The organism is Streptomyces sp. TAA204 (assembly GCF_000424965.1).
The window spans coordinates 113,822-129,559 of sequence record NZ_AUKW01000020.1 but is presented as its reverse complement, the minus strand read 5'-3'; the positions used below and the strand labels follow the sequence as shown (position 1 = coordinate 129,559).

At 72.0% G+C, this 15,738-nt stretch carries 12 protein-coding genes; 6 read left to right on the top strand and 6 right to left on the bottom strand.

What is annotated here, in order from left to right:
• The first annotated feature begins 23 nt into the window (after positions 1-23).
• Positions 24-1,085, top strand: coding sequence for a DUF3109 family protein (locus H343_RS36090; protein ID WP_486586999.1), 1,062 nt, complete (start codon positions 24-26; stop codon positions 1,083-1,085).
• A gap of 38 nt (positions 1,086-1,123) precedes the next feature.
• Here the strand turns inward: H343_RS36090 and H343_RS0121580 are convergent, their stop codons facing one another.
• Positions 1,124-2,662 carry a hypothetical protein gene (locus H343_RS0121580; RefSeq protein ID WP_158679594.1) on the bottom strand — a complete coding sequence of 513 codons (1,539 nt, stop codon included), beginning with the start codon at positions 2,660-2,662 and terminating at the stop codon, positions 1,124-1,126.
• A 512-nt stretch (positions 2,663-3,174) separates the two neighbouring features.
• Here H343_RS0121580 and radA point away from each other — a divergent pair.
• Together radA and disA are read left to right on the top strand one after the other, a co-directional pair.
• Positions 3,175-4,596, top strand: coding sequence for a DNA repair protein RadA (radA, locus tag H343_RS0121575; protein ID WP_028432841.1), 1,422 nt, complete (start codon positions 3,175-3,177; stop codon positions 4,594-4,596).
• A 70-nt stretch (positions 4,597-4,666) separates the two neighbouring features.
• A complete protein-coding gene (gene disA / locus H343_RS0121570) occupies positions 4,667-5,791 on the top strand; it encodes a DNA integrity scanning diadenylate cyclase DisA (RefSeq protein ID WP_028432840.1) in 1,125 nt (374 codons plus the stop codon).
• 78 nt (positions 5,792-5,869) lie between these two features.
• Here the strand turns inward: disA and H343_RS0121565 are convergent, their stop codons facing one another.
• A complete protein-coding gene (locus tag H343_RS0121565) occupies positions 5,870-6,730 on the bottom strand; it encodes a hypothetical protein (protein WP_028432839.1) in 861 nt (286 codons plus the stop codon).
• A 417-nt stretch (positions 6,731-7,147) separates the two neighbouring features.
• Here H343_RS0121565 and H343_RS0121560 point away from each other — a divergent pair, with 417 nt between their 5' ends.
• Complete coding sequence (locus tag H343_RS0121560) at positions 7,148-8,101, top strand: A/G-specific adenine glycosylase (RefSeq protein WP_028432838.1); 954 nt, start codon at positions 7,148-7,150, stop codon at positions 8,099-8,101.
• Here the strand turns inward: H343_RS0121560 and H343_RS0121555 are convergent.
• The 3 genes from H343_RS0121555 to H343_RS32035 all read right to left on the bottom strand — a co-directional run bounded on the left by H343_RS0121555 (position 8,094) and on the right by H343_RS32035 (position 10,788).
• Complete coding sequence (locus H343_RS0121555) at positions 8,094-8,579, bottom strand: VOC family protein (protein ID WP_028432837.1); 486 nt, start codon at positions 8,577-8,579, stop codon at positions 8,094-8,096. The two genes, H343_RS0121560 and H343_RS0121555, sit on opposite strands and share 8 nt — an antisense overlap.
• Positions 8,580-8,655: 76 nt before the next feature.
• Positions 8,656-9,156: a helix-turn-helix transcriptional regulator gene (locus H343_RS0121550; RefSeq protein ID WP_037904586.1), complete on the bottom strand. Its 501-nt coding sequence runs from the start codon at positions 9,154-9,156 to the stop codon at positions 8,656-8,658.
• A gap of 12 nt (positions 9,157-9,168) precedes the next feature.
• The gene (locus tag H343_RS32035; RefSeq protein WP_051265698.1) at positions 9,169-10,788 is read right to left on the bottom strand and encodes an MDR family MFS transporter; all 1,620 of its coding nucleotides are present in this window, start codon (positions 10,786-10,788) and stop codon (positions 9,169-9,171) included.
• A 125-nt stretch (positions 10,789-10,913) separates the two neighbouring features.
• On the opposite strand from H343_RS32035, the gene H343_RS0121540 reads away from it, so the two are divergent.
• Complete coding sequence (locus H343_RS0121540; RefSeq protein WP_028432835.1) at positions 10,914-11,477, top strand: TetR/AcrR family transcriptional regulator; 564 nt, start codon at positions 10,914-10,916, stop codon at positions 11,475-11,477.
• Positions 11,478-11,590: 113 nt separating this feature from the next.
• Here H343_RS0121540 and H343_RS0121535 read toward each other — a convergent pair whose 3' ends face one another.
• Complete coding sequence (locus tag H343_RS0121535; RefSeq protein ID WP_028432834.1) at positions 11,591-12,313, bottom strand: M23 family metallopeptidase; 723 nt, start codon at positions 12,311-12,313, stop codon at positions 11,591-11,593.
• Positions 12,314-13,001: 688 nt separating this feature from the next.
• On the opposite strand from H343_RS0121535, the gene H343_RS32030 reads away from it, so the two are divergent.
• Positions 13,002-15,695: an NACHT N-terminal Helical domain 1-containing protein gene (locus tag H343_RS32030; protein ID WP_051265696.1), complete on the top strand. Its 2,694-nt coding sequence runs from the start codon at positions 13,002-13,004 to the stop codon at positions 15,693-15,695.
• The last annotated feature ends 43 nt before the right edge of the window (positions 15,696-15,738 follow it).

Here is a 15,738-nt window from a genome sequence, read left to right as displayed (position 1 = left end):
GTGCCACGGTTACCCTGGGGCACGTGGGTAAGACGAAAGCGGCGAAGCGCCAGAAGCAGGACGGTCCGGCACAGGTCGGACAACAGGCACGGAGTGCGGCGGCAACCGCACCGGCCGTGAACGGCTCACCGGGCCGCGGCCCGGACCCGGCCGACCCCCGGGCGGAGGAGACGGGGCTGGACTTCCCCCGTGCGTGGGTGGAGTTCCCCGACCCCGCCGACGACGAGCAGGTCTTCCGCTGCGACCTGACGTGGCTCACCTCGCGCTGGAACTGCGTCTTCGGGCAGGGCTGTCAGGGCATCCGCCCGGGCCGCGCGACCGACGGCTGCTGCACGCTGGGGGCGCACTTCTCCGACGAGGACGACGAGAAGCGGGTGGCCACCCACGTGGCACGGCTGACACCGCAGACCTGGCAGTACCACGACCTGGGCATGGAGTCCGGTTGGGTCCAGGAGGCCGAGGACAACGCCCTGGACGACGGCGAGGACGGCGAGGCCGAGGACACCGGGGAGGCCGGGGACGAGGACGAGGACGACGGTACCGACGTCGCGTACGGCAGCGAAGACGGCGAAGACCTCGAGGACGATGAGGAGAACGAGGAGAGCGAGGAGCCTCAGCGGCAGACACGCCGTGTGGACGGAGCCTGCATCTTCCACAACAGGCCCGGATTCCCCGGCGGTCAGGGCTGCGCCCTGCACATGCTGGCCCTGCGCGAGGGCCGCGAACCGCTGGAGACGAAGCCCGACGTGTGCTGGCAGCTCCCGATCCGGCGGACGTTCGAATGGGTCGAGCAACCGGACGGTGAGCAGGTGCTGGTGGTCTCCATCGGCGAGTACGACCGCCGCGGCTGGGGCCCCGGGGGCCACGACCTGCACTGGTGGTGCACGTCCGCACCGTCGGCGCACGGGGCGGGCAGGCCCGTCTACGTCTCCTACCGGCCGGAGCTGACCGAACTGATGGGCGAGGCGGGTTACGAACGCCTCGCCGAACTGTGCGAACAGCGCCTCGCGGCTGCCACCCCTGCCGCGGCGGGATTCCCCGCGCTGCCGCTGCTGGCCCCGCACCCGGCGGATGCCGCGGACTGAGCGCTTCCCAGGGCCCGTTCAGCCGGACCGGGCCCTGGTCAGCCGGGCGTTGCGCTCGGCTCGCCGGAGGACGGCGGGTCGGAGGGCGGCGGCGTCGTGGGCTCCTGCGACGGTGGCGGCTCGGAGGGCGGCGGCGTCGTGGGCTCCTGCGACGGCGGGTTGCCGGGCGGCGTCGGGTCGGAGCCCCTGCCCTCGATGGTGACGACGGCACCGGACGGCGCCACCCTGATGTGCGCGCTCCACGGCCCGGACGGCTCGCGGCCGCGTACGACGGTGACGCGGACCGTGGCGGTCTCACCGGGGCGCAGTACGCCGCTCGTACGGCTGTAGGACAGCCACGACGCGTCGCCGGACAGCGACCACCGCACGGGCGAACCCCCGCCCGCGGTCAGCCTGATGAGCGTCGCGCCGCCCACCGGACGCGCGTCGACGGTCAGTCGGCCGGCGCCGGCCCCAGGGTCGTCGTCGCTCCCGCTGCCCTTCCTGTCATCGTCCTCGGAACCGCCCTTGCCCTTGCGGGAGTCGGCGTCCGTCTCGCGCTGCTTCCGCTTCCGCTCGTCGTCGTCACGGCCTTCGCGGTCCTGGGCGGCGTTCTCGTACGGGCGGCCCCGCAGGGCGGAATCCTCGTCGCGCTCGGAGGAGGAGACCCGCGAACCGTCCGCCTCGCCGGTCAGGGGCGCGCCGCGGTAGGCGGCCCAGAGCGCGAGCACGGGGGCCGCGACGACCGTGGCCACGACGGTGGTGGTGACGGCCCGGCTGCGCAGCCGGTCGCGGCGGGCGCTGCGGTCCTTCACCTCCACGGGGAAGCCGGTCCTGTCGAAGCGCGGTGTGTGCCGTGAGCGGGCTCGACGTACGGCGAGCACCGCCGCCTCCACGGCGGCGCGCGGAGCTTCGAGCACGGCGAGCACCGCGGTGCCTGCGGGCGCGGTGCCCGGCCAGGCCACTCCGGCCATGGCGCGCTCGGCGGCGCGGCGGCAGGCGGTGCACTCGTCGACGTGCTTGACGAGTTCCCGGCGGAAGGCCGGGCCGAGCAGCAGCTGGTCCTCCCCGGCGATCCCCGAGACGACGGGACAGTTGCCGGACTTGACGACGGCGAGCGCGGCGCGGGTGCGCTCGACCTCACAGGCGGCGTGCGAGAGCAGCGCACTCGCCGCCTCGGCGGTCAGCGAGAGCACGGCCGCGACCTCCGGGGCAGGCAGCCCGTGGCGTACGGCCAGCTCCAGCGCCTCGCGCTGTTCCGGTGTGGTCCCCGCGGCCTCCGGCCAGGCCAGCGCGGCCAGTTCACGGCGGCGCTGCGTGCGGGCGGCGTCGGAGAGGTGCGGCGCGGTCGCGGGGACGGAGCCGCGGGCTCCCTCCCGGCCGCCCTGTTCGGCGAGGCGGCGCAGACAGGCCCAGCGGGCGAGCGCGTACAGCCACGGCCGGTGCAGGCTGCGCTGGACGGGGGCGCGGTCCTTCTCGTACTGCCGCTCGGCGATGACGAGCGCCTCACCGAGGGCGGTGACGGCGGCGTCGTGCTCGCACATGACCGACAGGCAGTAGGTGAACAGGCCGTCCAGGTACGGCGCGTAGCGCGCCATGCCGCGCTCCGCCGGAGCGGTCACGGGGGCCGTGGCGGACTCCGTGCCGGACCCGGACCCGGTGCCGGACCCGGTGCCGGAGGGCGGCTCGGGCGGAGAGCCGGGAGAGCCGGGAGAGCCGGTAGAGGGGGCCTTGGCCGCGCCGGCGGTTGAGGCCGCCCCGGCAGGGGACGAGGCACCGCTCGCGCCCTTCGGTGCGGTTTTCGTCGAGGCTCCGGTCCGGCTGAAGACCCTTGGCGGACCGGAGCGCTGGTGCTGCTTCGGCCGCCCCACCGGGTGCGCACGGTGTGCCCCGGTGGTGTACGTGGAGTGGTCGCGCCTGCTGCTCATCACCCGGTGACGGTAGGCGGGCGACGGGCCCCGGATGGACCCAGACGACCAGGTTTAATCCTTACGGGTGACTATCTCCCTCGAAAGGGGACGAGGTGCACGTCAAGCCCGACGACGACTCCACTCGTCCGTGACCCCGGGCGGCACCCGGACTGTCGGCTCCCCCGGCTACGGTGACGGACATGGCTGCCCGCAAATCCTCCGCCAAGGACCGTCCCTCGTACCGCTGCGCAGAGTGTGGCTGGCAGACCGCCAAGTGGCTGGGGCGGTGCCCCGAGTGCCACGCGTGGGGGACGGTCGAGGAGGTGGGCGCCGCCACGGGCGTCCGCACGACGGCCCCCGGCCGCGTCTCCGCCTCCGCGCTCCCCATCGGTCAGGTCGACGGGACACAGGCCACGGCGCGCGGAACGGGCGTTCCCGAGCTGGACCGGGTGCTCGGCGGGGGGCTCGTGCCAGGGGCGGTGGTGCTCGTGGCGGGCGAGCCCGGCGTGGGGAAGTCGACGCTGCTGCTGGACGTCGCAGCCAAGGCGTCCGACGGTGAACACCGCACCCTCTACGTCACGGGCGAGGAGTCGACGGGGCAGGTACGGCTGCGCGCCGACCGCATCGGCGCCGTCGGCGACCACCTCTATCTCGCGGCGGAGACCGACCTGTCGGCCGTCCTCGCGCATCTCGACGAGGTCAAGCCCAGCCTGCTGGTCATGGACTCCGTCCAGACCGTCGCCTCGCCCGAACTCGACGGCGCGCCCGGCGGGGTCGCGCAGGTGCGGGAGGTGGCGGGCGCCCTCATCCGCGCGTCCAAGGAGCGCGGCATGTCCACGCTCCTCGTCGGCCACGTCACCAAGGACGGTTCGATCGCCGGGCCCCGGCTGCTGGAGCACCTCGTCGACGTCGTCCTGCACTTCGAGGGGGACCGGCACGCGCGGCTGCGCCTGGTGCGCGGCGTGAAGAACCGGTACGGGACGACGGACGAGGTCGGCTGCTTCGAACTCCACGACGAGGGCATCACCGGTCTCGCCGACCCGTCCGGGCTCTTCCTGACCCGGCGCGCCGAACCCGTACCGGGCACGTGCCTGACGGTGACGCTGGAGGGGCGCCGGCCCCTGGTCGCGGAGGTGCAGGCGCTGACCGTGGACAGCCAGATCCCCTCACCGCGGCGCACGACCTCCGGTCTGGAGACCTCCCGCGTCTCGATGATGCTGGCCGTGCTCGAGCAGCGCGGACGCATCAGCGCCCTGGGCAAGCGCGACATCTACAGCGCCACGGTCGGCGGCGTGAAGCTCACCGAGCCCGCCGCCGACCTCGCCGTCGCGCTGGCGCTGGCGAGCGCCGCGAGCGACACACCGCTGCCCAAGAATCTGGTGGCCATAGGCGAGGTCGGCCTGGCGGGCGAGGTGCGCCGGGTGACGGGTGTGCAGCGCAGGCTGGCAGAGGCCGCCCGGCTGGGCTTCACGCACGCTCTCGTCCCCGCCGACCCGGGGAGGGTGCCCGCGGGGATGCGCGTCCGCGAGGTCGCTGACATCGGAGAGGCGCTGGCGGTGCTCCCGGCACGCTCACCGGGGCCGGAGCGGGACGGACCCGGTGCCGCCGCACCAGCGCAGTAGGGACGGGCGCGCGCCGCCGGTAGACTTTGCGCTGGTCCCGCCCGTACGTACGCACGACCGAAGGAGTGCCGTGGCAGCAAACGACCGGGCAGCAGCTTTCGGCAGGACCGGAGGGGGATCCGGTGCCGACGGCCTGATGCGCGCCACACTGAGCGCGGTCGCGCCCGGTACGGCCCTGCGTGACGGCCTTGAGCGGGTCCTTCGGGGGAACACCGGCGGACTCATCCTCCTGGGCATGGACAAGAACGTCGAACCGCTGTGCACAGGCGGCTTCGTCCTCGATGTGGACTTCACCGCGACCCGCCTGCGCGAGCTGTGCAAGCTGGACGGCGCGCTGGTCATCGACCGCGACATCACCAAGATCGTGCGGGCCGGCGTGCAGTTGGTGCCGGACGCCTCGATCCCCACGGAGGAGACGGGGACCAGGCACCGTACGGCGCAGCGGGTCTCGATCCAGACCGGGTATCCGGTCGTCTCGGTCAGCCAGTCGATGAGGCTGATCGCGCTCTACGTGGACGGCCAGCGGCGGGTGCTGGAGGACTCGGCGGCGATCCTCTCCCGCGCCAATCAGGCCCTGGCCACGCTGGAGCGGTACAAGCTGCGGCTGGACGAGGTGGCGGGGACGCTCTCCGCGCTGGAGATCGAGGACCTGGTGACCGTCCGCGACGTCTCGGCGGTCGCTCAGCGGCTGGAGATGGTGCGCCGCATCGCGACGGAGATCGCTCAGTACGTCGTGGAGTTGGGGACGGACGGGCGGCTGCTCTCCCTCCAGCTCGACGAGTTGATCGCGGGCGTGGAGCCGGAGCGTGAACTGGTCGCCCGTGACTACGTGCCGGAGCCCAGCGGCCGCCGCTCGCGCTCGGTGGGCGAGGCGCTGAGCGAACTCGACCGGCTGACCCACTCCGAACTGCTCGAACTGTCCATGGTGGCGCGGGCCTTGGGCTACAGCGGAGCTCCCGAGACACTGGACTCGGCGGTCTCGCCGCGCGGTTACCGGCTGCTGGCGAAGGTGCCGAGGCTGCCGGGTACGGTCATCGAACGGCTCGTGGAGCACTTCGGAGGTCTGCAGAAGCTGCTCGCCGCCAGCGTCGACGATCTGCAGACGGTCGACGGTGTGGGCGAGGCGCGGGCCAGGTCGGTGCGCGAGGGGCTCTCGCGGCTGGCGGAGTCCAGCATTCTGGAGCGCTACGTGTGAGCGGGTGCGGCGGGGCGGCGACGCTCCCCGCCCGTACTGTCCACGGCTGACGGCTGCCGCTCTCCGGCGCCGCCGGGGTCAGTCCTTTTTCAGTTCGAAGGATGCGTCGAGCTTCTTGACGCCCTTCACCTCGACCTCGATCTCGTACTCCCCGGCCTTCGCCGTGCCCTTCCCGGGGCTTCCGCAGCCTTCGGTGCTGGGCTTGCGGTACCAGGTGAAGGTGTGGGTGCTCGCACCGTTCGCGGGCAGCTGGAACAGTGCCGGTTCCGCGTCGCGGAGACAGTCGTCGGAGGACCAGAACTCGTCCCCGTCGGAGTCGCTGATGGTGACGGCCGCCGCCTTGCGTCCCAGGTCGAGCTTGCACGCGACGCCGCGCTTGTTCTCGGCCTTCAGCTCGAAGACGGGGTTGTCCCCCGCCGGGTACTTCTTGTGGACGCTTCGCAGGGACAGGCTGATGTCGGTGCCCTCGCAGTCGGGCAGTTGGGAGCCGGCGGGAACGGCCGCTCCGCCCGCGGAACCACCCGAGCCGCCGCCCGCGCTGTCGCCGCCGTCCGAACCGCCGGCGTCTCCCGCACCGCTGCCGCCCGGCTCCCAGCCGGAGCCGCCCGAGGATCCGCCCGCGCCGCCGGCACCGCCCGAGCCGTTGTCGTCGTCCGCGTCGCCGGAGCCGCCCTCCGGATCCCCTTCGTCCTCCGACTCGTCACGTCCGCCGGGGGCTTCGGTGATCGCGGGGCCGGAGTCCGTCGGGCCGGGAGTGATGGTGCTGGGCGCGCCCTTGCCGTCGTCGCCCTTGCCCTCGTCGCCGGTGTCGCCGCCTTGGAGACTCAGCGCCCAGACCGTCAGCGCGGCGAGCAGCACGAGGATGGCGAGTGCAACTGCCCTTCGGCGCCAGTAGATGGAGGAAGGGAGCGGTCCGATCGGATTACGCAGAGAGCCCACGCGCAAACCTTACGAGACAACACCGGTCACACAGCCCGTGCCCACCGCACGAAGCGGCAACTTTTATGATGAACGCGCGGAGTGATCGCGCATCAGCCGCCGAACAGCCCGCGCGCACACGGCCGGTGACGGTGTGGGCCGCCGTGAGGGGCCTGCACCCGTTCCCCCTGCGTCCGTTCCGCCCGCCCCCGTTCCGCTCGTCCCCGTTCCGGCCGTCCCGCGGGCCCGGGCCGCCCCCGTACGATCTCGCCCGCAGGAGAAGCGACTTCGCACCCGCCGCCGTCAACTGGCACTCCGGCCCCGGGACCTGCGTGCCCGCGCCGCCTCCGCCCGGCGCCGAAGAGTCTCATCCCGCCCGCCCCCGCCTGTGCGTCGCGTTTCCCGGGCGCTCGCCTCCGTGTCAGGATCGGTCCTGCCATGACTGCGACCACCGAGACTGCACACACCCCCGAGCCCGAGCCCGAGGCGGAGTCGGCCGCCGACTCCCTGGGACAGACCGCTCGCGCCCTCCATTCCCCCGTCGTCGACTGGTTCACCGCGAACGCCCGCGACCTTCCCTGGCGCCGCCCCGAAGCGGGGGCGTGGGGAGTCATGGTCAGCGAGTTCATGCTGCAGCAGACCCCCGTGAACCGGGTCCTTCCGGTCTATGAACAGTGGCTCGGCCGCTGGCCGCGCCCCGCCGACCTGGCCGCCGAGCCGCCCGGCGAGGCCGTACGCGCCTGGGGCCGGCTCGGTTACCCGCGCCGCGCCCTGCGCCTGCACGGCGCGGCCGCGGCCATAGCGGAACGGCACGGCGGCGACGTACCGCGTGAACACTCGCAGCTGCTCGCGCTGCCCGGTGTCGGCGAGTACACCGCGGCGGCCGTGGCGTCATTCGCGTACGGGCAGCGGCACGCCGTCCTCGACACCAATGTGCGCCGCGTCTTCGCCCGCGCCGTGACCGGGCGGCAGTACCCGCCGAACGCCACCACCGCGGCCGAGCGCAAACTGGCCCGTGCGCTGCTCCCGGAGGACGCCGCGACGGCGGCGCGCTGGGCGGCGGCGACGATGGAGCTGGGGGCGCTGGTGTGCACGGCCCGCGCCCCGGCGTGCGGTCACTGCCCCGTCGCGCAGCAGTGCGCCTGGAAGCTGGCGGGCTCACCCGAGCACGTGGGCCCGGCGCGCCGCACCCAGACCTACGCCGGTACGGACCGGCAGGTGCGCGGCAAACTGCTCGCGGTGCTCCGCGAGGCGGTCACGCCGGTGCCGCAGGCGGCCCTGGACCGGGTCTGGGGCGACTCCGTGCAGCGTGCCCGTGCGCTGGACGGGCTGGTGGCCGACGGCCTGGTCGAGCCGCTGCCGGGCGGGGTCTACAGGCTGCCGCTCAGCTGAGACCGTCCCGGGCCTCGCCCTCGGCGCCCTCGACACAGCCGCTCCAGGGCTTGGCCATGTCGAGTTCGTCCTGCTCCCACTGCTGAGTGAGCGAGTACCAGTTGCCGGAAGGGTCGCGGAAGAGCGCCTCGATGCCGTAGGGGCGCTCCTGCGGCTCCTGGACGAACTCGACGCCCTTCGCCTTCAGCTCCGCGTACGTCGCGCGGCAGTCGTCGGTGACGAAGACGCCCGCCCCGAGTGCTCCCTTGTGCACCAGCGTCTCCACCGCCCGCTGCGACTCCGGGTCCAGGCCGGGCCCGTCCGGGCGCATCAGTGTGAGCTGGACGTCGGGCTGGCCGGGCGGGCTGACGGTGACCCAGCGCATCTCGCCCATGTTCAGGTCCGTACGTTCGGTGAAGCCAAGGGTCTCGACGAAGAACTTCTTGTCCCGTTCCTGGTCGGTGGTCCAGACGGTGACGATGGCCAGGCTCTTGATCACGGCGCGCTCCGGATGTTCGTGGTGGACGGGAAACCAGCCGCGGGAGCCCGCTGCTCCCGGCTGTCCTGTCACCGTCTCAGAGCGGCCTGTCCAGCGCTTCTTCGTTGTTGCGCTCCTCGGGCCCGCGCTTCCCGGAGCCATCCGGGCCGGGCTCCCGCCCGGGACGCCGGCGTGCCTTGAAGCCGCCGGTGAAGAGCATCGCGTAGCAGCCGGGGATCATCGCCGCCGCCCGGCGCGCATGCTGCCTGCGGTAGTCGCTCGGGCTGGTGCCGGTCTGCTGCTTGAAGCGCGCGGAGAAGGTGCCGAGGCTGGTGAAGCCCACCGCCGTGCAGATCTCCGTCACGGACAGGTTCGCCGAGCGCAGCAGTTCCTCCGCCCGCTCGATGCGGCGGCGGCTGAGGTACTGGCCCGGCGACTCCCCGTAGGTGGCCTTGAACGCCCGGACGAAGTGACAGCGCGAATAACGGGCATGGGCCGCGACGGCCTCCAGATCGAGACCGGGATCGGCCCAGTCGCGGTCCATGGCGTCCTTGGCGATGCGCATGGCGCGCAGGCGCGCCATGCCCGGTGTGTTCATGCGTGCAGGCTGTCACACGGGACTGACAGTGTCCTTCTGCTCCGGGGACATCTCCGCGGCGTCCTTCTCCGGCGGCTCGCCGCCCCTGAGCGGGACCTCCTTGATGAACCACGAGGCGATGAAGCACAGCACAGCCGTGGCACCGGCGACCATGAAGACCGTGTGGGTGCCGTCGGCCACGGCGTGTTCGTACAGCTCACGCACCGGGGCCGGCAGCCGCTCCAGCGACGCGGCGTCGAGCTGGGCGGGAACACCCTCCGCACCGCCAGGACCCGGCGCGGCGGCGCCGCCACGCCCGGTCATCGTCTCCCGTACGCGGTCGGCGAAGAGGGTGCCCATCAGCGCGACACCGAAAGAGCCGCCGATCGTACGGAAGAGGGTGGCCGTGGACGAGGCGACGCCGATGTCCTTCAGCTCCACGCTGTTCTGCGCGATCAGCATCGTGAGCTGCATGAGGAAGCCCATTCCGGCGCCGAGGACCGCCATGTAGAGCGCGGAGGTGGTGCGGCTGGTGCCCACGTCGAGCTGGGCGAGCAGGAAGAGGCCGACGGGGATGAGGAAGCCGCCGATGACGGGGTACGCGCGGTACTTTCCGGTGCGTGTCGTGGCACGCCCCGTGACGACCGACACGACCATCATCGGCAGCAGGACGGGCAGGAGCAGCAGCCCGGAGTTGGTGGCGGAGGCGCCCTGCACGGTCTGCTGGTAGAGCGGCAGGAAGGTCATAGCACCGAACATCACGAAGCCGAGCAGGAAGCCCGTCAGTGTCACCAGCGAGAAGTTGCGGCTGCGGAAGATGCCCAGCGGCAGCACCGGGTCGGCCGCCCTCCGCTCGACGAGGAGGAACGCGGCGATCGCGGCGACGGCCAGGGCGCAGAGCCCGGTGATGACCCCGGAGGTCCAGTCGTACTCCGTGCCGCCCCAGCTGGTGACGAGCACCGCCGCGGTGATCCCGGTGGTCAGCAGGCCTGCGCCCGCGTAGTCGATGCTGCCGCGCGAGCGCTTCCGGGGCAGGTGCAGCAGCACGGTGACGAGGGTGAGGGCCACGGCGCCGAGGGGGACGTTGATGTAGAACGCCCAGCGCCAGCCGAGCTGGTCGGTGAGGGTGCCGCCGACGAGCGGGCCGCCGATCATGGCGAACGACATCACCCCGGCCATCATCCCCATGTACTTGCCGCGCTCGCGGGGCGGCACCAGGTCTCCCATGATCGCCATGGCGCCGACCATGAGGCCGCCCGCGCCGAGTCCCTGCAGCGCGCGGAAGCCGATGAGCTGGGACATGGTCTGTGCGGCGCCGGAGGCGACGGACCCGGCGAGGAAGACCACGATGGCCGTCAGGAAGACGCCCTTGCGGCCGTACATGTCGCCGATCTTTCCCCAGAGGGGGGTGGAGGCGGCGGTGGTGAGGGTGTAGGCGGTGACCACCCAGGAGAGGTGGTCCAGGCCGCCGAGCTCGCCGACGATCGTCGGCATCGCGGTGCCCACGATCATGTTGTCGAGCATGGCCAGCATGACGGCGATCATCAGCGCGAAGACGGCCAGTCCGACGCTGCGGGGCTGTCCGGTCGCGGTGCCGGCCGACCCGCCCGGGGGGCTGTCCTGGCCGTGATCCGGCTCTGTGTTCGCACTCATCCCTGCGCCCCGTCTCCCCTTACTTGCCGACTACTTGCCGACCGGCTGGTTCAGTACGATGGGCAACGTAGGACGGCTACTAGCCGGGCGTCAAGTAAGTTCGGCAGGACGAGGGGCCAACGCTCATGAGCAGGGGCAACACCCGGCAGCGCATCCAGGACGTCGCCCTGGAGCTCTTCGCGCAACGCGGCTACGAGAAGACGTCGCTCCGTGAGATCGCCGAACAGCTCGACGTCACCAAAGCGGCCCTCTACTACCACTTCAAGAGCAAGGAAGACATCGTCATCAGCCTGTTCGAGGACCTGACCAGGCCGTGCGACGAAGTGATCACCTGGGCGAAGGAGCAGCCCGGGGACCTGGAGACGAAACTGGAGGTGCTGCGGCGCTACAGCGAGGCCCTCAGCCGCTCGGCGCCCCTCTTCCGCTTCGTCCAGGAGAACCAGGCGACGATGCGGGAGCTCAGCGTCGGCGAGAGCTTCAAGGACCGTGTGAAGGCCCTGCTCGACGTCCTGCGCATGCCCGACGCCCCGCTGACCGACCAGGTGCGCTGCTCGGCCGCGCTCTTCACCATGCACGCGGGAATGTTCACCCTGCAGGACCTGGAAGGCGGCGACCTGGAGGACAAGCGCAGAGCCGTCCTCCAGGTCGCCCAGGAGATGGTGACCGCCGCACACGGGGGCCAGGACTGAGCCGGGGACCTCGGGCGGGAGCCGGGAGCTGACCTGCTCGTCCCCGCTCACCGCCCCTTCCTGCGGCCCCGGCCCGTGCCGTGCTCACCGGCGCCCCCGGGCGGGGGCGCGGCTCACAGCTTGACGCCGTGGTCGCGCATCACGGACGTGGGCTCCTTGCCGGAGCCGTAGTCCGGGGTGCTGCGGATCTCGAAGTGCAGGTGAGGACCGGAGGAGTTGCCGGTCGAACCCGAATCTCCGATGGTCTGGCCGGGCTTCACCTGCTGCCCGGGCTTCACCTCCACCGAGGAGAGGTGGGCGTACTGGGAGTAGGTGTTGTTGTCGTGCTTGACGACGATGGCGTTTCCGTACGAGGAACCGTCGCCCGCACCGTTCGGGCCCGCCTTGACGACGGTGCCGCCGCCGACGGACTTCACCGGGGTGCCGGTGGGCACCGCGAAGTCCTGGCCTGAGTGCTTGCTCGACCAGCGGTCGCCGCTGTTGCCGTAGCCGGCGCTCAGCTCGTACTTGCCGGACACGGGCTTCGTCCAGGCATTGGCCTTCTTGGCCGTCTTCTTGCGCTCCGCGTCCCTGGAAGCCTTCTCCGCCTCGGCACGCTCCTCGGCCTTCTCCTTGGCCAGAGCCGCCTTGTGCTGCTGGTCGGCCTGAGCCCGCGCGGAATCGGCGAGCTGGGCCGCGGTTCCTGCCGCGAAGACATCGCCCTGACCCGAGACCTGGGCGGCAACCGCCGAGCCCGCGCCCAGAGCCATCGAGGCACCGAGCCCGGTCGCTATCACCGCGACCCTGAGGCGGGCACGGCCGATGGGCTTGCGCGCGTTCTTGGTGGTCTTCGACATACGGGTACTACCTCCGGAATGGCTGGGGGACCCCGAGTCGTGGGACCTCGGGGGACAAAACATTGGTAACCCGTCCGATCCGGCATACCAAAGAGGGCTATTACTAATGGGATTCGCAGGGATATGACCGCCAGGAAGCACTCATATGGACTATTCCGGCGCCATCCATGCGGCCCTTCACCGTGATCCCCGCTCCGCCATGGGCTCCGTACGGCCGCGGGGACGGTCCGGGACCTTGGTCCCACCGCTCTCCTAAGGGCGCTCGTAGGCGCTGGTCAGCCTGTGCGGCAGCTCACCCCGCAGGGCCCGAGAAGCGCTCGCGAATGCGGCCCACGTCACTCTTTCCGCTGCTCTTTTCGGCGCTCCGTCCCGGCCGCCGGGCAACCGCACGCTCACGTCACGCAGCCCTCTCGCACTGACCGTCACACCGCTTTCCCAGCGCCCCGCGACGGCACTTCCGCGCGCGGCGCCCAGCGTCTTTCCGGGAAGGGCCGGCGGGGTACGGGCCGAGCGAATGCGCGGCAATGCGCGGCACGCAAACGGGCGGCCGCGGACGGGAATTCATGACGCCGCAAACACACCTCACCGGAAAACAAGGGAGGGCGGGAGAGCACACGGCGCTCCCACCGGACGGCCCGCTCCTCCACTCCCGCGCCGGCGCCCGCCACGTTCCCCTACGATCCCGGTCATGGAGCCCGCCACCGTCGCCGCGCGCCTCGCCTCCAGCGCCGTCGTACCGATACTCAGGAAGCTGTTCCGACGCGACGGCACGGGAGCGGGTCTGGTCGACAGGCCCGTCAGGATCTCCGCGCTGGTCTCCTTCAGGGGCGAGCAGCGCACCCTCGGTGAGGACGAACTGCACAAACTGGCACGGGAGTTGACGGACCGGGCGGTACAGTCCTCAGGCCCGCACGAGGCCCCGGGCGAGGAGACACGCCGCGAACTGGCCCTCGCCCTGGCCACCGCTCTGCACAGCATCGGCGAGCTGGACATGGACGACGTCCAGGCCGTACGGCTCGGCCCGGACGGCCTGGCCCGTCAACTGACCCGCCCCCGCTCCCTGTCGGCCGCGGCCGAGGCGTACTTCGGACCGCTCCTCAACACGGCCTGCCTCCACATCCTGAACTTCTTCTCCCAGCGCTCGACGTTCATCCCCCGCACCCTCACCGAGCAGACCCAGCAGCTCGACCGCCTCGTGGCCATCTCCGACCTGATGTTGGAACGCGTCCCGTCACGCTCCGCCGAGGACCACCGCTTCGAGCAGCGATACGCCGAGCACATCGTCCGCAAGCACGGCGAACTGACCATCTACGGCCTGGACTTCACCCATGCGCGGGAGTGGCGGCTGGACTCCGCCTACATCTCGCTGGAGGCGACGCAGGACGCCGGCAGCTCCCTGGAGACATCGGCGTCCCTCTCAGCGGACCGTCTCCTCTCCGACCACGACCGCGTTCTGCTGCGCGGCCCCGCCGGCTCCGGCAAGACGACCCTTCTGCAGTGGCTGGCCGTGACCGCCGCCCGTCAGACCTACGACGAACACCTGGCCCACCTCCTCGGCCGCGTCCCCTTCTTCCTCCCGCTGCGCCGCGTCCTGCGCGACGGCCTGCCGCCCACCCCGGACCGGTTCCTGCACGCCGTACGCAGCACTCTCGCGGGAGCACAGCCTCCCGGCTGGGCCGAACGTGTCCTGACTGCGGGTCGCGGGCTGCTCCTCGTCGACGGCGTCGACGAGATCCCCGACGGGCAGCGAGGGGAGACGCGGCGCTGGCTGCGAGAGCTGATGGGCGACTTCCCCGGCAATCTGTGGCTGGTGACCTCCCGGCCGTCCGCGGTACGCCAGGAGTGGCTCGCGCGCGACGGCTTCACCGAGGTGTCCCTGGCGCCCATGTCGCGTCATGACGTCGCCGCCTTCATCCACCGCTGGCACAGTGCCGCCGACACCGGCCCCGGGCCGGCCGACGACCTCGTCGCTGCGGTCCGCACGAACCCCGACCTCGGCCGTCTCGCCGTCAACCCGCTGATGTGCGGGCTGCTCTGCGCCCTGCACCACGAGCGGCACGGCAGCCTCCCGTACGGCCGCCGGGACCTCTACGAGGCCGCGCTCTCGATGCTGCTGGAGCGACGCGACCGGGAGCGCTCGGTCACCGTGCCGGACGGTCTGCGGCTGCCGAAGGACACACAGATCCAGTTGCTGCAGAGGCTGGCGCACTGGATGATCCGCAACGGCCGTACGGAGATGGAGCGGGAGGACGCCGTCTCGCAGCTCGACCGGCACCTCGCCCGTACGGCACAGGCCGACGCCCCGGCCGGCGAACTCTTCCGGCACCTCCTGGACCGTTCGGGAGTCCTGCGCGAACCGGCCGAGGGGCGCGTCGACTTCGTACACCGCACCTTCCAGGACTATCTGGGGGCGAAGGCGGCCGTGGAGGAGGGCGACTTCCCCCTCCTCCTCGACAACGCCCACAAGGACGAGTGGGAGGACGTCATCCGTATGGCGGTCGCCCACGCCCGCCCGGCGGAACGGACACGTCTGCTGCGCGGTCTGGTTGCCCGGGTTCCGGGCGGCACACCCGACAGCACACCGGGCAGCGCACCGGACAGCGCACCGGAGGGGGGCCGGAGTCGCGAACGGGGCGGCACGGATGAGGAGTCGGCCCGCGTGCCGGAAGCGGAGCGGGAGCCGGAGGGCGGTTCCGGGGGAAGCGTCCGCAACCTGCTGCTGGCAGCGGCCTGCCTGGAACAGGCGACGGAGCTGCATCCCCGGGTGCGCGCCGAGGTGGCCGCGAAGACGTCCCGCCTCTTCCCGCCCCGCAGCATGGCCGCGGCACGTCATGTCGCCGACGTCGGCGGCCCGATGCTTCTCGGTCTGCTGCCCGGACCGGAGGGCCTCACGGACGCCGAAGCCACCTGCGCAGTCGTCGCCGCGTCCCGCACGGGGACGGACGCCGCGCTTCCCGTGCTGGCCCGCTACCGCGACCATCCCTCGCTCGGTCTGCGGCGGCAGCTCGTCTGGGCGTGGCACCGCTTCGACACCGCCGAGTACGCCCACGAGATCATCGCTCACCTCGACCCGTCAGACCTCTACTTCACCGCCCACCACGTCGGCCATCTGCGTGCCCTGCGTGCCCTGGGAGGACGCGAGCGGCTGCAGATCATCGGCCGGTACCACCCGCGCCAGCTGGTCGAGCACGTGGACCCGGACCGGCTCACCCACCTGTGGCTGCGCGACGGCTACGCCCGTCACGACGGCGAGGAGTGGCTCTCCGCCTTCCCCCGCCTGCACACCCTCGTCCTCCCCGCCTCTCCCCGGCACGTCACCGCGGCGCTCCCGGGCCACTTGACAGTCCGCTCGGAGAGCGACATCGACGAGAAGACGCCCTGAGAGACCTTCCACGACGGCGTGAAGCGCCATGGCCCCCTCACGG